At 69.6% G+C, this 18,092-nt stretch carries 20 protein-coding genes; 12 read left to right on the forward strand and 8 right to left on the reverse strand.

Annotated elements, in window-relative coordinates; all coding sequences use genetic code 11:
- Positions 1–76 precede the first annotated feature (76 nt).
- A complete protein-coding gene (locus MMG85_RS14620; protein WP_241046686.1) occupies positions 77–484 on the forward strand; it encodes a MerC domain-containing protein in 408 nt (135 codons plus the stop codon).
- A 132-nt stretch (positions 485–616) separates the two neighbouring features.
- Positions 617–793, forward strand: a complete 177-nt coding sequence (locus tag MMG85_RS14625) for a 30S ribosomal protein THX (protein WP_055941418.1) — start codon at positions 617–619, stop codon at positions 791–793.
- 67 nt (positions 794–860) lie between these two features.
- Here the strand turns inward: MMG85_RS14625 and hutI are convergent, their stop codons facing one another.
- Entirely contained in the window at positions 861–2,087 is a 1,227-nt protein-coding gene (gene hutI, locus MMG85_RS14630) for an imidazolonepropionase (protein ID WP_241046687.1), read from the reverse strand.
- 4 nt (positions 2,088–2,091) lie between these two features.
- Entirely contained in the window at positions 2,092–2,313 is a 222-nt protein-coding gene (locus MMG85_RS14635) for a hypothetical protein (RefSeq protein ID WP_241046688.1), read from the reverse strand.
- Positions 2,314–2,379: 66 nt separating this feature from the next.
- Between MMG85_RS14635 and MMG85_RS14640 the strand changes: the two genes are divergently transcribed.
- The 4 genes from MMG85_RS14640 (at position 2,380) to MMG85_RS14655 (ending at position 7,393) form a co-directional block, all read left to right on the forward strand.
- Entirely contained in the window at positions 2,380–3,636 is a 1,257-nt protein-coding gene (locus MMG85_RS14640; RefSeq protein ID WP_241046689.1) for a formimidoylglutamate deiminase, read from the forward strand.
- Positions 3,637–3,783: 147 nt separating this feature from the next.
- A complete protein-coding gene (locus tag MMG85_RS14645) occupies positions 3,784–5,415 on the forward strand; it encodes a serine hydrolase (RefSeq protein WP_241046690.1) in 1,632 nt (543 codons plus the stop codon).
- A 2-nt stretch (positions 5,416–5,417) separates the two neighbouring features.
- Positions 5,418–6,635: a histidine kinase gene (locus MMG85_RS14650; protein ID WP_241046691.1), complete on the forward strand. Its 1,218-nt coding sequence runs from the start codon at positions 5,418–5,420 to the stop codon at positions 6,633–6,635.
- Entirely contained in the window at positions 6,632–7,393 is a 762-nt protein-coding gene (locus tag MMG85_RS14655; RefSeq protein WP_241046692.1) for a LytTR family DNA-binding domain-containing protein, read from the forward strand. The genes MMG85_RS14650 and MMG85_RS14655 overlap by 4 nt, the downstream gene beginning before the upstream one ends.
- A gap of 5 nt (positions 7,394–7,398) precedes the next feature.
- Here MMG85_RS14655 and MMG85_RS14660 read toward each other — a convergent pair whose 3' ends face one another.
- From MMG85_RS14660 to MMG85_RS14670, 3 genes are all read right to left on the reverse strand, one after another.
- Positions 7,399–7,896 carry a methylated-DNA--[protein]-cysteine S-methyltransferase gene (locus MMG85_RS14660; protein WP_241046693.1) on the reverse strand — a complete coding sequence of 166 codons (498 nt, stop codon included), beginning with the start codon at positions 7,894–7,896 and terminating at the stop codon, positions 7,399–7,401.
- Positions 7,897–7,981: 85 nt separating this feature from the next.
- Positions 7,982–9,481 carry a DNA-3-methyladenine glycosylase 2 gene (locus MMG85_RS14665; protein WP_241046694.1) on the reverse strand — a complete coding sequence of 500 codons (1,500 nt, stop codon included), beginning with the start codon at positions 9,479–9,481 and terminating at the stop codon, positions 7,982–7,984.
- Between the two features lie 49 nt (positions 9,482–9,530).
- Entirely contained in the window at positions 9,531–10,790 is a 1,260-nt protein-coding gene (locus MMG85_RS14670; protein WP_241046695.1) for an ectonucleotide pyrophosphatase/phosphodiesterase, read from the reverse strand.
- A 56-nt stretch (positions 10,791–10,846) separates the two neighbouring features.
- On the opposite strand from MMG85_RS14670, the gene MMG85_RS14675 reads away from it, so the two are divergent.
- Positions 10,847–11,368, forward strand: coding sequence for a nuclear transport factor 2 family protein (locus MMG85_RS14675; RefSeq protein ID WP_241046696.1), 522 nt, complete (start codon positions 10,847–10,849; stop codon positions 11,366–11,368).
- Positions 11,369–11,454: 86 nt separating this feature from the next.
- The gene (locus MMG85_RS14680) at positions 11,455–11,787 is read left to right on the forward strand and encodes a hypothetical protein (RefSeq protein ID WP_241046697.1); all 333 of its coding nucleotides are present in this window, start codon (positions 11,455–11,457) and stop codon (positions 11,785–11,787) included.
- Positions 11,788–11,832: 45 nt separating this feature from the next.
- Here MMG85_RS14680 and MMG85_RS14685 read toward each other — a convergent pair whose 3' ends face one another.
- Positions 11,833–12,567 (reverse strand): ThuA domain-containing protein, encoded by a 735-nt coding sequence (locus MMG85_RS14685; protein WP_241046698.1) that lies wholly within the window; start codon positions 12,565–12,567, stop codon positions 11,833–11,835.
- A 107-nt stretch (positions 12,568–12,674) separates the two neighbouring features.
- Here MMG85_RS14685 and hutU point away from each other — a divergent pair, with 107 nt between their 5' ends.
- Positions 12,675–14,342 carry a urocanate hydratase gene (gene hutU / locus MMG85_RS14690; RefSeq protein ID WP_241046699.1) on the forward strand — a complete coding sequence of 556 codons (1,668 nt, stop codon included), beginning with the start codon at positions 12,675–12,677 and terminating at the stop codon, positions 14,340–14,342.
- Positions 14,343–14,548: 206 nt separating this feature from the next.
- Positions 14,549–15,076: a transposase gene (locus tag MMG85_RS14695; RefSeq protein WP_241046700.1), complete on the forward strand. Its 528-nt coding sequence runs from the start codon at positions 14,549–14,551 to the stop codon at positions 15,074–15,076.
- Positions 15,077–15,278: 202 nt separating this feature from the next.
- On the opposite strand, the gene MMG85_RS14700 is transcribed toward MMG85_RS14695, so the two are convergent.
- Positions 15,279–15,932, reverse strand: a complete 654-nt coding sequence (locus tag MMG85_RS14700; protein WP_241046701.1) for a hydrolase — start codon at positions 15,930–15,932, stop codon at positions 15,279–15,281.
- A gap of 190 nt (positions 15,933–16,122) precedes the next feature.
- Between MMG85_RS14700 and MMG85_RS14705 the strand changes: the two genes are divergently transcribed.
- Positions 16,123–17,016, forward strand: a complete 894-nt coding sequence (locus MMG85_RS14705; protein WP_241046702.1) for a LysR family transcriptional regulator — start codon at positions 16,123–16,125, stop codon at positions 17,014–17,016.
- A 58-nt stretch (positions 17,017–17,074) separates the two neighbouring features.
- Positions 17,075–17,230, forward strand: coding sequence for a hypothetical protein (locus tag MMG85_RS14710; RefSeq protein WP_156383599.1), 156 nt, complete (start codon positions 17,075–17,077; stop codon positions 17,228–17,230).
- Positions 17,231–17,326: 96 nt separating this feature from the next.
- Here MMG85_RS14710 and MMG85_RS14715 read toward each other — a convergent pair whose 3' ends face one another.
- The gene (locus MMG85_RS14715) at positions 17,327–18,031 is read right to left on the reverse strand and encodes a class I SAM-dependent methyltransferase (protein ID WP_241046703.1); all 705 of its coding nucleotides are present in this window, start codon (positions 18,029–18,031) and stop codon (positions 17,327–17,329) included.
- Between the last annotated feature and the right edge of the window lie 61 nt (positions 18,032–18,092).

Raw genomic sequence — 18,092 nt, forward strand, 5'->3', positions numbered from 1 at the left:
ATGGGGAGATAACGAATGATGTTATATTATACCAACAGTGACAATATAACCCTCCCGGAAGTCATACTTGTCCCCCATGAAACGCTCCTTCCGCCATTTCCTCGATCGTCTCGGTGCCGTCGGCTCCCTGGTCTGCGCCGTGCACTGCGCGATCGTGCCGCTGCTGCTGGCGCTCGCGCCCTCGCTGGGCCTGTCGCTGTGGCTGGGCGAAAGCCTGGAGGAAGTCTTCGTCGTGTTCGTGACCATCCTCGGCGCCTTCAGTCTGGTCTGGGGTTACCGCCGGCATCGGGTGTTCCGGGCGCTGGGCATGCTGCTGGTCGGCCTGGCGGCGTTGTGGATAGGCGTGCTGTACCCGCCGCTGCACGCCTCGGTCGTTCCCCATGCCATCGTGATGACGGTTGGCGGCACGCTGGTGGGCCTGGCCCATCTGCTGAACCTGCGCCTGAACCACTGGCACGTCCACGACGCCAGCTGCGCGCACTGAACCGGCACGGCAGGAGCCGGCAAGGCCCCGCTGTGATAGGCTTTGCGGCCTCGCGAGCAGCCCCCGTTACCGGAGGTCACCGCGCAACCGCCCCGATCCGGGTGGACTATTCATTGAATCAGGAGAACAACGATGGGCAAGGGTGATCGCAAGACGGCCAAGGGCAAGCGCTATTCGTCCAGCTACGGCAATGCGCGCAAGAGCACGGTCGCCAAGGCTGCCGTGGCCGCTACCGCCACCGCCAAGAAGGCCGTGGTGAAGGCGCCGGTCAAGAAGGCCGTGGCCAAGAAGGCCGTCGCCAAGGCGTAAGCCATCCGCGCCGGCCCGTCCGGCAGCGAACACGAAAGCCCCGGCCCTGGCCGGGGTTTTCGTTTTTCTACGCCGTCGTGACCGCGCGACCGCCCACGTGCACGGCCGACACCAGGTCTCCGCCCAGCCAGTACGCCAGCTGTGCAGGCTGGCCGATCCGCCAGCGCACGAAGTCCGCGCGCTGTCCCGCGACCAGGCGCCCGCGATCGGCAAAGCCCAGCGCCTGCGCCGCGTGCACCGTGGCACCGCGCAGCGCTTCCTCCGGGGTCAGGCGGAAATGCGTGCAGGCCAGCGACATCGCCAGCCGCAGCGACTGCAACGGCGAGGTGCCGGGATTGCAGTCGGTGGCCACCGCCATCGGTACGCCGTGCGCGCGGAATGCGTCCAGCGGCGGCAGCGTCGTTTCGCGCAGCACATGGAACGCGCCCGGCAGCAGCACCGCCACGCTTCCGGCCTGCTTCATAGCGGCCACCCCGGTGTCCGAGGTGTACTCGACATGGTCGGCGGAGAGGCCGCCGAAGCCGGCCGCCAGCGCCGCGCCACCGCCATCGCTCAGCTGGTCCGCGTGCAGCTTCACCGGCAGGCCGAGCGCGCGCGCGGTCTCGAACACGCGCCGGGTCTGCGCGGCGGTGAAGCCGATGCGCTCGCAGAATGCGTCCACCGCATCCACCAGGCCTTCCGCGTGCAGGATCGGCAACCAGTCGCAGACCGCGCCGATGTAGTCGTCCGCACGGCCGGCATATTCCGGTGGCAGCGCATGGGCACCGAGGAAGGTCGTGCGCACGGTGATGCCGAGGATCGTGCCGATGCGGCGCGCCACGCGCAGCATCTTGCGTTCGTTCTCCAGGTCCAGCCCGTAGCCGGACTTGATTTCCAGTGTGGTGACGCCGTCATCGCGCAGCGCGCGCGCGCGCGGCAGCGATTGCGCGAGCAGATCGTCCTCGCTGGCGGCCCGGGTGGCGCGCACGGTCGACACGATGCCGCCTCCGGACCGTGCGATGTCCTCGTAACTGGCTCCCTGCAGGCGCTGTTCGAACTCACCCGCTCGGTCGCCGCCGAACACCACATGCGTATGGCAGTCGATCAATCCCGGTGTGACCCATTCGCCCCGCGCGTCCACGATCTCGCCCGCCAAGGCCTCGGGCGGTGCCGGCAACGCAGCGCGCGGACCGGCGAAGACCAGCACGCCGTCGCGCCAGCCGAGTGCGCCATCCTCGATGGCGCCATAGCCCGCATCACCGGTCAGGGTGGCCAGGCGTGCATTCACCAGCACGCCATCCCAGCCAACGTCCATCGGCTCAGTCGCCACCGCCGCCTCCATCGCCGCAACCGCCGCTGTCCGCGCCGCAGCCCGCATCGCCGTGATGGCCGGCGCTTCCTTCGCCGCCGCCCGTGCCGCCGTCCGCCGCCCGTGTCTTCTTCCCCTGCGCCCGCACGGCGATGGCCACGACCGCCAACGAAACGGCGACAGCGAGCAGCGCAATCGCGATCGCGATGAAGGGCGTGCTGGAGACTTCCATGGGCGTGTCTTGGCGAGGGCGACGCGGTAGCCTAACGCACCCCTGTCGCCGGCCGTAAGCATCGCCATGTCGAATCCCGATCCCATCGCAGGCCTGGCCACCGCTGTCGACGGCGGCTGGTCCGTACCGGGCATCGCCAACCTGCATTCGCACGCCTTCCAGCGCGCCATGGCCGGCCTGGCGGAACGGCAGACGCATCCGGAAGACAGTTTCTGGACCTGGCGCGAAATCATGTACCGCTTCGCCGCGCGCATGGATCCGGACAGTACCTACGCCGTGGCGACGCAGCTTTACGCCGAGATGCTGGAGGCCGGTTACACCACGGTCTGCGAATTCCATTACGTCCACCATCAGCCGGACGGCAGGCCGTACGCCGATCCGGCCGCCATGTCGAAGGCGTTGATCGCGGCCGCGCGCGACACCGGCATCCGCATGACATTGCTGCCGGTGCTGTACATGACCGGCGGATTCGACGGACGCGAACTGTCGGCGCGCCAGCAGCGCTTCGGCCACGGCGTCGAGGATTTCCTCCGTCTGCTTGAGGGCCTGCGTGCGCTGCAGGATGAATCGCTGCGCGTCGGCTGCGCGTTCCACAGCCTGCGCGCCGTGCCGGAAGCGGCGATGCGCGAGGTGCTGGCAGCGCTGCCTGCCGATGCGCCGGTGCACCTCCACATCGCCGAGCAGGTGGGCGAAGTGCAGGACTGCCTGGCGGTGCGCGACGCGCGGCCGGTCGAGTGGCTGCTGCGGGAATTCGCCGTCGACGCGCGCTGGACACTGGTGCATGCCACCCACCTGACGCGGGAAGAGACGCGGGGCATCGCGTCCCGCCGTGCGACCGTGGCGATCTGCCCGACCACCGAAGCCAACCTCGGCGACGGTCTTTTCCCGTTGCGCGACTATCTGCAGGCCGGCGGACGCTGGGGCATCGGTTCGGACTCGCACGTCTCGGTGTCGCCGGTGGAGGAACTGCGCTGGCTGGAATACGGCCAGCGCCTGGTCACGCGCCACCGCAACATCGCGGTGTCGGCATCCTCGCCCAGCGTCGGCGACACGCTGCTGCGCTGCGTGCAGGACAGCGTCGCGGACGCCACCGGTTTCCGGCATGCGGCGGACGACAGCGTGCTGCTGGATGCGGATGCGCCCGCCCTGGCCGGGGCGACGCCGCAGGACCTGGTGGATCGCTGGCTGTTCGCCGGCAACCGGCCGCTGGTGAAGCAGGTGCACGTGGCGGGTCGCGAGGTCGTCGTCGACGGACGGCACGTGCAGCGCGAGGCCATCGCGCGCCGCTACGGCGAAACGCTCCGGCGCCTGCTGCGCGACTGAGACCGGGCCGGGATGATGCCGCCGCCACAGGACGGATCATCGGCCGGATCGGGGGTTCCATCGCGGCCCGGCCGGGCTCCATCCGATGCCCGCCCGGTGCGTGGCGCAGCGGGGCAGCATGCTCGCCATCCCATCCGGAGCACGGTCATGCCCTACGCACACACTCTTGCCCTGGCGATGGCGATCGCCAGCGGTTCCGCCCATGCGATGAGCGACGCCGCGCTTGCCGATATCGTCGGCCAGCGCCTGCACGGCGACCGCACCGGCGCCTGCATGGCGGTGGCCGTGGTCGAGAACGGCGCGGTCGCCCGCACCTTCCAGTGCGCAGACGCGAGCGACGCCGCACGCATCGGCCCCGACAGCGCGTTCGAGATCGGCTCGGTCAGCAAGACCATGACCGCCGCGTTGCTGGCAGACCTGATCGTGCAGGGCAAGGGCTCGCTCGACGATCCGCTGTCGGCCTGGTTGCCGCCGGGCACGACGCTGCCGGACTACCAGGGCAAGCCGATCCTGTTGCGCCACGTGGTCACGCACACCTCCGGCCTGCCTGCGTTGCCCTCGCGCATGGGCGCGCCGGACATGACCGATCCCTACGCGAAGCTCGACGAAGCGGCACTGCTCGCGTCGCTCGGCGACGTCACGCTCACCGCCGCACCGGGCACGACGTTCGAGTACTCCAACTTTGCCTCGATGGTGCTGTCGTATGCGGTCGCGCGCCGCGCCGGCACCGACATGGAGACGCTGCTGAAGCAGCGCCTGTTCGCACCGCTCGGCATGCGCCACGCCTACGTCGACGTCGCACCGGCAGGCGTGCGCGCTGCGGTGGGACACACCCCGAACAGGCAGCCGGCATCCGCCTGGCATTTCCAGGCCAACCTCGCGGGCGTGGGCGGCGTGCGCGCCACGCTCGACGACATGGTGCGCTACGTGCAGGGTCAGCTCGGCGCGGAGAAGACGGCCATTTCGCCGGCCCTGCAGGCGTCGCAGCGGAAGATCTCCGATGCGCCGCCGATGGCGATGAACTGGATGCTGATGCCGGTGGGTGATCGTACGGTGCATGTCCACGAAGGCGGCACGGGCGGCTTCTCCTCGTTCGTGTCGTTCGACAAGGCAAAGCAGCGCGGCGTGGTGATCCTGTCCGATACCACGTGGAATTCGATCGGCAGCCTCGGTTCGCTGGGCCTGCATCTGGTCGACGCCCGCTTTCCGCTTGGCCAGCCACGCCGCGAGACCACGCCGCAGGCTGCGTTGCTCGACGACCTGGTGGGCGAGTACCGGCTCGCCAGCGGGATGAAGATGGCGCTGCGCCGCCACGGCGATGCGCTGGAGATCCAGGCGGCCGGGCAGGGTGCGCATGCGATGGGCTACGACAGCGCCGGCGATTTCTATCCGCGCGACTTCGATGCCGTGCTGCGGCCGCAGCGCAACGCGGCCGGCACATCGTTCGTGTGGATGCAGATGGGCGCCGCGTTGCCGGCCACGCGCATCGATGCCGCGGGCAGCAAGCCTGTGCTGGAGGTGGATGCCGCGACCTTGCGCGGCTACGAGGGCGAGTACCCGTTGCTGCCGGGCTTCGGCCTGACGGTGAAGGTGCAGGGCGATGCGCTCACGCTGCAGGGCACCGGTCAGCCGGCGCTGCCGGTGCAGGCGGTGGCGCCTGACGTGTTCGTCATGGACGCAGTGGGCGCGGAGATCCGTTTCGAGCGCGACGCCGCCGGCAAGGTGACCGCGCTGACGCTGGTGCAGGGCGGACAGACGTTGCGGGGCGAGCGCAAGTGACGATGCCCCCGGATTACCGGCTGACGCAGCCCTTGCCCGCCGACGTGCTGGTAGGCGGCACCTCGGTGCTGAGCCGATATCGCCGCTACCCGGTGTTCGGCCGGCGCTGGTTGATGGGGCGCAGCCTGTTGTTCTGCACCATCATCGCGGTGGTCGCCGGCTTCATCGGCGCCGGCACCGGCATCGCCGTACATGACGCTGGTATCGCGTTGAAGGTGGCGGCCACGCAGTTCGTCGCCTTCAGCCTGATGGCCACGCTGGGGCCGGCGCTGGCCACGGCCGTGCGCCATCGCGGCTGGCCCGTGTCGCGCGAACGCAAGGCGGTGGTGGTGGCCGTGCTGGCGGGCATGATCCTGAGCTTCTTCATCGACCGGATGGCGTCGGCCTACATCCAGCAACTGGTGGCGCCGGGTCTGGCCGCGATGGGGTTGAAGCCCACGATGCCCACGCCCGCGCCGTTGATCCAGGCGATCGGCCTGGCGTTGAATCTGGCGGGGCTGGTGGTCGTCTATGGCCTGTTCGGTGGCGGCCTGGCGCTGCGCGCCTATTTCAGCGAACGCCAGCGCTGGGACCATCACCAGCACGCGCTGGCGCTCGGTGCACTGGAAAGCCGTGTCCACGAAGCCGACCTGCGCCTGGGCGTACTGCAGGCGCAGGTGGAGCCGCACTTCCTGTTCAATACGCTGGCATCGGTGCGGGCGCTGGTGCGGCAGGATCCGGCGCAGGCGGAAGCGACGCTGGACGCGCTGGTCGATTTCCTGCGCGCCACCATTCCCAAATTCCGCGATGACCGCGGTCTGCATGCCACGCTGGGCCAGCAGATGGACATCTGCGCGAGCTATCTGGCGTTGATGCAGGTGCGCATGGGCGGACGGCTGGCGTATACGGTGCAGGCCGACGATGCAGTGCGGGCGTTGCCCTTCCCGCCGTCGCTGCTGATCACGCTGGTGGAGAACGCAATCAAACATGGCATCGAGCCGCGGCCCGGCCCCGGGCGCATCGACGTGGTGGCCACGCAGGACGGCGGGCGCTTGCGTGTGCGCGTCAGCGACGACGGCGCCGGCCTGCACCCGGGACTGAGTACCGGTGTCGGCCTGGCGAACGTCCGCGAACAGCTGGCGGCGCGGTATGGAACGCAGGCGACGTGCTCGCTGGCGGCACGCGCCGACGGCCGTGGCGTTTGCGCCGAGATCCAGCTGCCGCTAGGGTCGCCGGCATGAATCCGGTCACCGCGCTGATCGCCGAAGACGAGGCCCCGCAGCGGCGCGCGCTGCAACAGCAGTTGCGCGACGTCTGGCCGGCGCTGGACGTGGTGGCGGTCTGCGAGGACGGCGTGTCCGCGCTGGAGGCCGTCGCGCGGCATCGGCCGCGGGTGGCCTTCCTCGACATCCGCATGCCCGGCGTCAGCGGGCTGGACGTGGCGCGCCAGGTGGTCGCGCACGGCGGCCTGGTCGTGTTCACCACCGCCTACGAGGACTACGCGATCCGTGCCTTCGAGGAAGGTGCGGCCGACTACCTGCTCAAGCCGGTGCAGGATGCGCGGCTGGAACAGGCGGTGGCGCGCGTGCAGGAGCGGCTGGCCGATGCGCGCACACCGGACCTGCGTGCGCTGATCGACGATCTGGAGGCGCGCCTGCGGCCGCAGGGCGACCGCCTGATCCGCTGGATCACCGCCAGTGTCGGCGACAGCGTGCGCATGCTGTCCATCGACGATGTGCTGTTCTTCCAGGCCCAGGACAAGTACGTGCGCGTGGTCACCGCCGATGACGAGGCGATCATCCGCATGCCGTTGAAGGAACTGCTGGCCGGGCTGGATCCGGACGTGTTCTGGCAGGTGCATCGCGGCGTGCTGGTGCGGGTGCGGGCGATCGACCGCGTGCGCAAGGACGAACTCGGCCGCCACCAGCTCAGCGTCAAGGGCCGCAGCGACGTGCTGCCGGTCAGCGCCGCGTTCCAGCAGCGCTTCCGCGGCATGTAGCCGCGTCAACCGAACAGGTCGCGGGATGGCGGCAGCGCGCCTTCCAGCTGAAGCAGGAACTGCTTGGTCGGCAATCCGCCGCCGAAGCCAGTCAGCGAGCCATCCGCGCCGATCACCCGGTGGCAGGGCAGCACGATCGGCAGCGGATTGCGTCCGTTCGCCGCGCCGACCGCGCGCATCGCGGTGGGCTTGCCGACGCGTTGCGCCAGTTGTGCGTAGCTGATCGTGTCGCCGTAGCCGATATCGGCCAGCGTCATCCACACGGCACGCTGGAAATCGGTGCCGCGCGGTGCCAGTGGCAGGTCGAACATGCGGCGCTCCGCCGCGAAGTATTCGCGCAGCTGGCGCGCGGCCAGATCGATCAGCGCGTGGTCGCCCTCCCGCCACGCGTCGCGCTTGGCGGGATGGCGGTTGCGCGGGAATTCGATCGCATGCAGGCCGGCGTCGGTCGCGGCGACGGTGAGCGTGCCGACCGGGCTGTCGAGGTGGCGGAAGAGGATCATGGTGATGGAGCTCGCTGTAGGAGCGACGTGAGTCGCGACCTCATGAATGAAATGTCCTTGTCGAAGGAAGTATCCCGGTCGCGACTCACGTCGCTCCTACAACCGCCGGGGATTTGCTCGGTGCCATGCTGCCCTTCCACACATGGATCACGGCGTAGGCGCGCCACGGGCGCCACGCTTCCGCGCGCGCGGTCAGCGCCTTCGCGGTCATGCGCACGCCATCGGTCGGCACGGCTTTCTGCAGTACCAGGTCGTCGGCGGGAAAGGCATCCGGATGGCCGAGCGCGCGCAGGGCCATGTAGTGCGCCGTCCACGGGCCGATCCCGGGCAGTGCCACCCAGCGCGCGGTGAAATCCTCCAGCGTGCGTTCGGGATTGAAGTCGACGCGACCGTCCAGCAGCGCACGCGACAGGCCGCGGATCGTGTCGGCGCGCGCGCGGGTCAGGCCGATCGTGGTGAGGTCGGCATCGACCAGCCGGTCCGGCGTCGGGAACAGGTGGGTCAGTCCGTCGAGCGGAACCGCCAACGGCGTTCCGTACCGCTGCGCCAGCCGTGCGGTCAGCGTGCGCGCGGCGGCCACGCTCACCTGCTGGCCGATCACCGCCCGCACCGCGATCTCGAAACCGTCCCAGCCGCTCGGCAGCCGCAGTCCTGGGCGCGCGTCCAGCAGGGGACGCAAGCGTGCGTCCTGGCCCAGTGCCTGCGCGATGACATGCGGATCCGCATCCAGGTCGAACATGCGCCGCAGCCGTTGCACGATGCCCAGCAACTGCACGGGCGCCGCGCCCTGCAGCTCCAGCCGCAATGCATGCGCGCCATCGCCCCACGCGCTGACGCGGAGCCAGCCCGGCGCCTCGGCCGTGCCGATCACGCGCCGGTAGCTGCGCTCGTCCACCACTTCCACCCCGGGCAGTGCGCGCCCGCGCAGGAAATCCAGCATCGCGGCAAGGTCGTACGGCGGCCGGTAACCCAGCCGCAGCGTCACGCCGTCGTGCGCGGGCGGCACGTCGCGCTTGCGCAGTTCGCGCGGCGCCATCCGGTATTCGTCGCGGAAGGCGGTGTTGAAGCGGGTCAGGCTGCCGAAGCCGGCCGCCAGCGCCACCTGGGTGATCGGCAGCGTGGTTTCGGTCAGCAACTGCTTGGCGAACAGCAACCGGCGCGTGCCGTGCACGTCGTTCGGGGTGGCGCCCAAGCGTTCGCTGAAGAGCCGGCGCAGCTGCCGTTCGCCCAGGCCTACCTTGTCGGCCAGCGCCGCGAGTGGCGCATCGACCAGCGCGCCCTGTTCGATCAGCTTCAAGGCGCGGGCCACCGTGTCGTCGCCGCGCCGCCACGCGCCGTCGCCGGGCGCCAGTTCGGGCCGGCAGCGCAGGCAGGGACGGAAGCCCGCCGCTTCGGCCGCGGCGGCATGGCGGTAATAGACGATGTTCGCCGGTTTCGGCGCCGGGGCCGGGCAGACCGGCCGGCAATAGATGCGCGTGCTGGTGACGGCGGTGAAGAACAGGCCGTCGAAGCGCGCGTCGCGACTCAGCCGCGCCTGTTCGCAGATGCGCGGATCGGGGAGGGCGGTGGCATCGGCGAGGGACATGCGCGCAGGCTAGCACCGGGCCTGGGCGCGGACTCGCCGTTTCCGGACATCAATGCGCGGTGTCTGTCCGTGGCGTCAGCGCGGGCCTGAACGTGTCCAGCGTGCCGTCGTTCGGCGCGGCGGGGATGCGCAGCAGGTGGGCCAGCAGCGGGTAGACGTCGACGTTGTCGAAGGGGGGCAGTTGCGCGCCCGCCACGAAATCCGGTCCCGAGGCGACGAAGAACGCGCGCATCTGCGGGTCCTCCGGCGCGAAACCGTGTTCGCCCTTCAAGGCCTGCTTCGGCAACGGATGGCGGCGCAGCTGCAGGCGCCAGCCGGTATCGGACTGGCAGACGATGGGCGCCACCCGCGGATGGCGGCCGTAGTGCCAGGCGGTGGGCAGGGTATCGCGGTTCCAGCAGCCGTAATGGTCGTGGCGGCCGATCAGGCGCCGCGCGACCTCGGCTTCGTACCCGCTGCGCGGCGTGATGTGGGCCACCGGGCCGAGCGACGACCACGAGAACATCGACTCGGGCAGCACGTCGTCCAGATAGGCGGTGTCGGAGGTGCGCACATCGGCCATGCCGTGGTCGGACAGCACCACCAGGTTGGTCGTCGCCCGCAGTCCGCGCGCGTCCAGGCCGCGCAGCAACGTTGCCAGCGCGGCATCGATCCCCTGCATGGCTTCCACGGCCTGCGGCGAGAACGTGCCGGCGGCATGCGCGGCCACGTCGTACTGCTCCAGGTACAGGGTGATGAAGCGCGGCCGTTCCGCCGGCGGCAGGTCCAGCCAGGCCAGCACGTCGGCCACGCGCTGTGCGGGCGTCATGGCGCCATTGAACGGGCGCCAGTGATCGGGACGCCGGCCGGCGATTTCCGCCTCGGAGCCCGGCCAGAACATGGTGGCCGTCTTCAGGCCGGCGCGCTGCGCGCCCACCCAGATCGGCTCGCCGCCCCAGAAGCGACCGTCGCGGCCGGAGGCCTTCTTCGACTCGAACCGGCCGAGCAGCGGATCGTGCAGGTCGTTGTGGACGATCCCGTGCCGGTCGGGGCGCAACCCGGTCACCAGCGTGTAGTGGTTGGGGAAGGTGAGCGTGGGGTACGACGGGTTGACCCAGGCCGCGCGTGCGCCCTGCGCGGACAGCGCATCGAGCGTGGGCATGCGGCCGCTGCCCGGAATGTCGGCACGCAGGCCGTCGATCGAGACCAGCAGCAGGGTGGGCGCGGCGGTGTGGGCGGTGGCGGCATCGGGGCGCCGCGCGGGGGAACTGCAGGCGGCCAGGCACAGCAGCATCGCCAGCCAGGCCCCCCTGACGAGTGGCAGGTGCATGGGGTACGGAATCGCTCTAGAACGGCGACAGCTTGGCAGACTCCGGGACAATCCGCATGACAGCCTCCTTCCGACGTTCGTCTCTGCTGCTCATGGTGCTGTTGGCCGGAAGCCTGCAGGCGGCACCTGCGGAGACGCCGCACCAGGCCGAATGCGCGGTCTGGCAACGCGAACTGAGCTTCGCCCGCTCGGTCGCCGACCATGACGCGGCGGCCTTCGCCGAGCACCTGCATCCGCAGGCGGTCTTCGGCGTCAGCGGCAAGCCCACCCGGGGCCGCGAGGCGATCACCCGCGAATGGGCCGGCCTGATCGACGGCTCCGCCCTGATCCTGCGCTGGTACCCGGCCATCGTGACGCTCGGGGGCGACGGCCGCACGGCGTATTCCAGCGGTCCGGCACTGTACGAAGACCCGAAGACCGGGGCGGCGCGGCTCGGCCGCTTCGGCTCGGTCTGGCAGCACGGTGACGACGGCATCTGGCGCGTGCTGTTCGACGACGGCATCACGCCGCAGCCGGCCGACGCCGCCGCGGTGCAGCGATTCCACGACGGGCAGCGCGCCACCTGTCCTGCCGCCTGAGTTCGGCCTGAATGCAGGGGGTGGCCGGGGTGCGGCCCGGCGGTGGGAGGCGTATCGTCAAGTCACTTTCAGCCCGGGAGTCGCCCATGAAACGCTTTCCCTCGTTCGTGATCCTTGCCGCAGGCCTGTTCGCCGCCACCGCCCATGCTCAGGCCCCCACGGAACAGGCGCCCACTCCGTCGCCTGCCGCGTCGCAATCCGTCGCGGGCGCGGTGGAGAGTCCGGCGGCGGAGGGCGAGAAGAAGCGCCTGTCGGACGTGAACTGCGTGCGCGAGACCGGCAGCCGCATCGCCAAGCGCGACGGCAAGTCGCGGTGCACCGGTCAGCCCGGCCGTTCTTACACCAAGGAAGACCTCGACCGCACCGGCCACACCAACATCGGTGACGCCCTGCGCGCCCTGGATCCGGCGGTCTACTGATTCGCTGACACATGCCCGGTCGCCGCACGCGGCGGCGCCGGGCGCTCAGCAGCCGTCTGCGTGGCCTGCCGCATACGCCAGGCCGCGGCGGAGCTGCGCCATGACGTTCGCGTCGTCGTAAACCTTCGCGTCGTGGCCCAGCCCGGTGTACCAGCTGCGGCCACCGTCGAAGGCATGGCACCACGCGATCGGGTGGTCATCGCCCATCTCGCCGCCGTCGTATTCCTGCTCGTCCACCGTCGCGACGACGCTCACCTGCGGGCGCGGGTTGGCGCGGTAGTTGTACAGCTCGTCGGTGACCGGCCAGCGTTCGCCCGCCGGTTTGCCATCGCGTTCGGGCTGCACGTGCGTGGACTGCAGGCCCGGCGGATGATTCCTGAAGTAGGCGCCCACCAGGCGCCCGTACCACGGCCAGTCGTATTCGGTGTCGGCCGCGGCATGCACGCCGACGAAGCCGCCGCCCTCGCGCACGAACGTTTCCATGGCCGCCTGCTGGTTTGCGTCCAGCACGTCGCCGGTGGTGCTGGCGAATATCACCACGCGGTAGCGCGCCAGGTTGTCGGCGGTGAACGCCTGCGCGTCCTCGGTGTGGTCGGCGACCATGCCGGCGTCGGCCGCCAGCGTCGTCAGCGTCGCCACGGCGGTGGGAATGGCGTCGTGCCGGAAGCCGGCGGTCTTGGTGAAGATCAGTACGCGATCCGGCGATTCGGCACGCGCCGGCGACGCGAGCGGCAAGCTGGCCAGGACCAGGGCGACAACGGCAGTGCGGAAGGCCTTCATGCCCGGATTCTGCCACGCCGGCCATCGCGCACTGCAGCATCGCCCCGGCTCGCACCGGACTGCCGCCGCCGTCGATAATGGTGGCACATCTGCATCTGGAATCCGCCATGTCCGATCCCCGCCACGACCCGTCCCGCGTCATCCGCGCGCCGCGCGGTGCCACGCTCACCTGCAAGTCCTGGCTCAGCGAAGCGCCATACCGGATGCTGCAGAACAACCTGGACGCCGAGGTCGCGGAGGATCCCACCTCGCTGGTCGTCTACGGCGGCATCGGACGCGCCGCGCGCGACTGGGCCTGCTACGACGCCATCCTGAAGTCGTTGCGCGAGCTCGACGACAACGAGACGCTGCTGGTGCAGTCCGGCAAGCCGGTCGGCGTGTTCCCCACGCATCCCGATGCACCGCGCGTGCTGATCGCCAATTCCAACCTGGTGCCGCACTGGGCCACGTGGGAACACTTCAACGAACTCGACAAGAAAGGCCTGGCGATGTACGGCCAGATGACCGCGGGTTCGTGGATCTACATCGGCAGCCAGGGCATCGTGCAGGGCACGTACGAAACCTTCGTCGAGATGGGCCGCCAGCATTACGGCGGCGACCTGACCGGCAAGTGGATCCTCACTGCCGGCCTCGGCGGCATGGGCGGCGCGCAGCCGCTGGCCGCGGCGCTGGCCGGTGCCAGTTCGCTCAACATCGAATGCCGCCAGTCCAGCATCGACATGCGCCTGCGCACGCGCTACGTGGACGAACAGGCCACCGACCTCGACGACGCGCTCGCACGCATCGCCAAGTACACCGCGGCGGGTGAAGCCAGATCCATCGCGCTGCTCGGCAATGCAGCGGAGATCCTGCCGGAACTGGTGAAGCGCGGCGTGCGTCCCGATGCCGTCACCGACCAGACCAGCGCGCACGATCCGGTGCACGGCTACCTGCCGATCGGCTGGACCGTGGAGCAGTGGCTGGCCGAGCAGAAGGTCGAGCCCGAGCGCGTGCGCGACGCCGCCAAGCAGTCCATGCGCGTGCACGTCGAGGCGATGCTCGCGTTCCAGCAGCGCGGGGTGCCGACGTTCGACTACGGCAACAACATCCGCCAGATGGCGTTCGACCAGGGGTTGAAGAACGCGTTCGACTTCCCCGGCTTCGTGCCCGCCTACGTGCGCCCGCTGTTCTGCCGCGGCGTGGGCCCGTTCCGCTGGGTCGCGTTGAGTGGCGACCCCGAAGACATCTACAGGACCGATGCCAAGGTCAAGGAACTGATCCCCGACGACGCGCACCTGCACCGCTGGCTGGACATGGCGCGCGAGCGCATCAGTTTCCAGGGCCTGCCGGCGCGCATCTGCTGGGTCGGCCTGGGCCTGCGCCACAAGCTCGGCCTGGCGTTCAACGAGATGGTCCGCAACGGCGAACTGAAGGCGCCGGTGGTGATCGGTCGCGATCACCTCGACAGCGGCAGCGTGGCCTCGCCGAACCGCGAGACCGAAGCGATGAAGGACGGCAGCGACGCGGTCAGCGACTGGCCGCTGCTCAACGCGATGTTGAACGTCGCCGGCGGCGCCACCTGGGTGTCGCTGCACCACGGCGGCGGCGTGGGCATGGGTTATTCGCAGCACTCGGGCGTGGTCATCGTCTGCGACGGCAGCGAGCAAGCCGACCAGCGCATCGCCCGCGTACTGTGGAACGACCCCGGCACCGGCGTGATGCGCCATGCCGACGCCGGCTACGACATCGCCGTGCAGTGCGCCAAGGAGCAGGGGCTGAAGCTGCCGATGGTGTGAGCCGCCGACCCGTAGCCCGGTTAGAGCGCAGCGAAAACCGGGGCTTGGGCCGTTGACGTATCGCGGCAGTCAGATATCGCGCACCCCGGGTTTCGCCTTCGGCTCTACCCGGGCTACGGTGCAGGTACCGACAGGTCCGGAACTCCGACATCGCGGCGGGGTATCGGCCGACATCGCGGATCGCGGCGGCGCGTCAGGCTGTCGGCATGGTCGATTACCGCCGACATCGCGTCCCGGGAGGGACGTTCTTCTTCACCCACACGCTGGCCGACCGCACGGCCACCACGCTGGTCGATCATGTCGACGAACTGCGCGCCGCGATGCATGGCGTGCGCGAGCGGCATCCCTTCTCGCTGCTCGCCATCGTCATCCTCCCGGATCACCTTCATGCCGTCATGCGGCTTCCTGCTGGCGACGACCTCTATTCGATGCGCTGGAGATTGATCAAGCGCGAATTCACCGTGCGTCTGCGCGACAAGGGTGTCGCGTTACCGTCGCGCGGCAACGGCGAGTGCAGCCCGTGGGCGCGGCGTTTCTGGGAGTCGACCCTCCGCGATGCGGACAGTCTGGCGCGCCGCATCGACTACGTGCACTTCAATCCCGTCAAGCACGGATACGTCACGCACGTGGCGGCATGGCCACACTCGTCGTTCCACGCATTCGTGGCGCGAGGTGTGCTGCCGATCGACTGGGCAGGTGGCCGCGAAGGGGCGCCGGCGCCAAGCGGCGAGTAGAACGGTCGAGGTCCGGCGTGATGCGCGGGAAGATCTCGCGGTCGTAGCCCGGTTAGAGCGAAGCGAAAACCGGGGCTTCGGCTGTTGACGTATCGCGGCCGTCGGGTATCGCGCACCCAGGGTTTCGCCTTCGGCTCTACCCGGGCTACGGGTGGGCGTGATGCGACCGCGTCGCCACGCGTCGCGACCACCCCGCGTCCGCTCAGCCTGCGTTGGCGGGCACCGGCGTGTTGAGCAACTGCTGCTCCCACAGGTAGGCGATGCCGCTGCCGGCGGCGTGCTGGATGACCACGTCGTTCAACGCCATGGCGGTTTCGGAACGGGCCCAATCCCGCTGCCATTCAGAAGCCACCGCCAGCCAGGTCATCAGGTTCACGCCAGCCGCCGCCATGCGCTGGATCGCCACCTGGTGGGCTTCAACCGACGTCGCTCCGGATGCGTCGGTGACGGCGGTCACCTCCCAGCCTTCGCCAGCGGCCTGGATGGCCGGCATCGCGACGCAGACTTCGGTCCACAAGCCAGCGATGATCAATTGCTTGCGACCGGTTGCCTTGACCACATCGACCACGTTCTTGTCTTCCCAGGTGTTGATGAAGGTGCGGTCGATCACCTTCTGGTCCGGGAATACGCTGGTGATCTGCGGGAAGATCTTGCCGCCACGGTCTTCGACCACGCTGGTGAGGATGGTGGGGACGCCGAACACCTTCGCGGCCTTGGCAAGCCCTGCCGCATTGTTGACCGCCATGTGCGGATCGTGGCTGTTGAGGTTCGCAAGCTGGTACGGCTGGTGGTCGATCAGGACCAGCACGGAGTCTTCGGGACGAAGCAGGGACGCGAGGCCGTTGCGGAAGGTCATCGGTGTTTCCTTTGCGGTGGGGAAGGGTTCGGACGCAGCGGCACCGGGCGGTGCGTCGCCGGAAAGGCCACCTTGTCATCCGTCCGCGGGCCGCGGTAGCGCCCGGCCGTGCCACGCTGTGTCGCCGAACGGGGAACGCGGGCTGCAACCGCCCTGTGGCACGCTATGTCGCGCAACCGGGAACGCCATCGTGGATATCGAAGAGCTGCGGACATTCGTCGAGGTCGCCGATGCCGGCGGGGTGTCGCCCGCCGCGCGCAGGTTGGGCGTCTCCAAATCGATCGTCAGCCGGCGTCTGGGCCGGCTGGAGGCGGAACTCGGTGTCCAGCTGCTGGCGCGCAACACCCGCGGCGCGACGCTGACCGAAGCCGGCGCCACGTTGCGCGACCATGCCGCCCGCGCCTGTGCCGAAATCGATCTGGCCAAGGAGGCGATCCTGCCGGCCGATGACCTGCGTGGCCGGCTGCGGATTTCCGCGCCGCTATCCTTCGGCCCGACGCATTTCGCACCGGTGCTCGCGCAGATGGCCAAGCGCCATCCGCAACTGCATATCCACACCGTCTACAGCGACCGCTTCGTCGACCTGATCGCGGAAGGCTTCGACTGCGCGATCCGGCTCGGCCACCTGCAGGACTCCAACCTGCTGGCGCGGCGGGTGGGACCGATCCATGGCGCCCTCGTCGCCAGCCCCGACTACATCGAGGCGCACGGCGCCCCGGACACGCTGCAGCAACTGCTGGCGCACGAAGCCGTCATGCAGGGCACGGAATCCTGGCGGTTGATGGATGGCGAGCAGGTCGTCAGCGTGCATCCGCGTGGCCGCTTCAAGGCCGACAACGGCACCGCGCTGGTGGCGGCCGCGCTGGCGGGCCTTGGCATCGCGATGCTGCCGGATGGCCTGATCCACGAGCACGTCGCCTCGGGCGCGCTCGTGCCGGTCTTGCTGCGCCATCCGCCCGCGCCGGCCGGCATCTACGTGGTCCGTCCGCCCGGCCAGCACCCGGCCCGGAAGGTGCGTGTGCTGGCCGAGCTGCTGATCGAGTGTTTCGAGCATGTGCCGCGCATCGTGGCGCCCGGCACCTGAGACGCGCCGGCCCACGGGCTGGGGGAATGTGTGGCGGAGCGGCGGCCCGGGATGTGTCATGCTGCCCGCGGTCGCAACGACCATGGGAGTGCATGTGATGGCCAAGGGCCTGGACAAGAAGAAAGAGACGAAGAAGAAACCCGCGAAGACCATGAAGGAAAAGCGGGCGGAGAAGAGCGAGAAGAAGGCCACGCGCGGTTTCGCGCCGACCTGAGCAGGCGGGATCGTATTGCCGGCAAATCCCGGGTGAGCCGAGCGAACCCGGGATGCTTCCGGCGCCGGAAGCGGCCCCGCCCGCCGGGCCGCAGGATCAGCGCAGGTTGCGCATCACCCAGCCGCGGAACGTGAAGGCGGCATAGAACATCTCGATGTCGACGAAGCCTGCTTCGTGCAGCAGCGCCTCGTCCTGCGCGGGCGACAACAGCGGCAGGCGTTCGGCAATGGCGGTCGCGGCGTTGGCCATGTTGGCGGCGGGAATGCCGGAGGCCACCGCGAAGGCGGCGTAGCGCGACAGCCAGCGCTCGCGCGGCTCCGCCGCATCGTCCACGCTGTGATGGGCGACCACGAAGGGCGCACCGGGCGCGAGTCTGCGGCGCACTTCGCGCAGGGTGTGCAGGCGCTGTTCCCGGGGCAGGAAGTGCAGCGTCAGCAGGCAGGTGCCGCCGTCGAACGGACCCGGTGGCGCATCGTCGATGTAGCCCTCCACCAGATCCGCACGCACTGCGTCGATGCCGAGCGTGGCGACCGCGAGCTTCAGCATTTCCGCCGACGGATCGACGCCGGTGAAGCGCCAGCCGCGGTGCGCATCGGCAAAGGCCTTCAGTTCCAGTCCGCCGCCCGCGCCCAGCACCAGCACATGGCCATCCTGCGGCACGGATTCGGCCAGCAGCACGTGTGCCATCTGCTGCAGGCCATGGAAGCCGGGCACCTGGCGTACGGGGCCTTCGGCGTAACGGGCGACGGCATCGGGATCGGAAAAGGACAAGAGCAGCTTCCTCACGGCGGGAGGCCCCATGCTAACGCGCGCCCTGCGCGATGCCTTCCATCGATGGCGGTCCCGTGCGGGCAGGCGCCCG

Source organism: Pseudoxanthomonas sp. LH2527, from assembly GCF_022539275.1.
GTDB lineage: Bacteria > Pseudomonadota > Gammaproteobacteria > Xanthomonadales > Xanthomonadaceae > Pseudoxanthomonas_A.

Excerpts from the sequence above, each read along its gene's own strand:
- MMG85_RS14620 (WP_241046686.1), top strand. The coding sequence starts at position 77 with ATGAAACGCTCCTTCCGCCATTTCCTCGATCGTCTCGGTGCCGTCGGC.
- MMG85_RS14625 (WP_055941418.1), top strand. The coding sequence starts at position 617 with ATGGGCAAGGGTGATCGCAAGACGGCCAAGGGCAAGCGCTATTCGTCC.
- hutI (WP_241046687.1), bottom strand. The coding sequence starts at position 2,087 with ATGGACGTTGGCTGGGATGGCGTGCTGGTGAATGCACGCCTGGCCACC.
- MMG85_RS14635 (WP_241046688.1), bottom strand. The coding sequence starts at position 2,313 with ATGGAAGTCTCCAGCACGCCCTTCATCGCGATCGCGATTGCGCTGCTC.
- MMG85_RS14640 (WP_241046689.1), top strand. The coding sequence starts at position 2,380 with ATGTCGAATCCCGATCCCATCGCAGGCCTGGCCACCGCTGTCGACGGC.
- MMG85_RS14645 (WP_241046690.1), top strand. The coding sequence starts at position 3,784 with ATGCCCTACGCACACACTCTTGCCCTGGCGATGGCGATCGCCAGCGGT.
- MMG85_RS14650 (WP_241046691.1), top strand. The coding sequence starts at position 5,418 with ATGCCCCCGGATTACCGGCTGACGCAGCCCTTGCCCGCCGACGTGCTG.
- MMG85_RS14655 (WP_241046692.1), top strand. The coding sequence starts at position 6,632 with ATGAATCCGGTCACCGCGCTGATCGCCGAAGACGAGGCCCCGCAGCGG.
- MMG85_RS14660 (WP_241046693.1), bottom strand. The coding sequence starts at position 7,896 with ATGATCCTCTTCCGCCACCTCGACAGCCCGGTCGGCACGCTCACCGTC.
- MMG85_RS14665 (WP_241046694.1), bottom strand. The coding sequence starts at position 9,481 with ATGTCCCTCGCCGATGCCACCGCCCTCCCCGATCCGCGCATCTGCGAA.
- MMG85_RS14670 (WP_241046695.1), bottom strand. The coding sequence starts at position 10,790 with ATGCACCTGCCACTCGTCAGGGGGGCCTGGCTGGCGATGCTGCTGTGC.
- MMG85_RS14675 (WP_241046696.1), top strand. The coding sequence starts at position 10,847 with ATGACAGCCTCCTTCCGACGTTCGTCTCTGCTGCTCATGGTGCTGTTG.
- MMG85_RS14680 (WP_241046697.1), top strand. The coding sequence starts at position 11,455 with ATGAAACGCTTTCCCTCGTTCGTGATCCTTGCCGCAGGCCTGTTCGCC.
- MMG85_RS14685 (WP_241046698.1), bottom strand. The coding sequence starts at position 12,567 with ATGAAGGCCTTCCGCACTGCCGTTGTCGCCCTGGTCCTGGCCAGCTTG.
- hutU (WP_241046699.1), top strand. The coding sequence starts at position 12,675 with ATGTCCGATCCCCGCCACGACCCGTCCCGCGTCATCCGCGCGCCGCGC.
- MMG85_RS14695 (WP_241046700.1), top strand. The coding sequence starts at position 14,549 with ATGGTCGATTACCGCCGACATCGCGTCCCGGGAGGGACGTTCTTCTTC.
- MMG85_RS14700 (WP_241046701.1), bottom strand. The coding sequence starts at position 15,932 with ATGACCTTCCGCAACGGCCTCGCGTCCCTGCTTCGTCCCGAAGACTCC.
- MMG85_RS14710 (WP_156383599.1), top strand. The coding sequence starts at position 17,075 with ATGCTGCCCGCGGTCGCAACGACCATGGGAGTGCATGTGATGGCCAAG.
- MMG85_RS14715 (WP_241046703.1), bottom strand. The coding sequence starts at position 18,031 with ATGGGGCCTCCCGCCGTGAGGAAGCTGCTCTTGTCCTTTTCCGATCCC.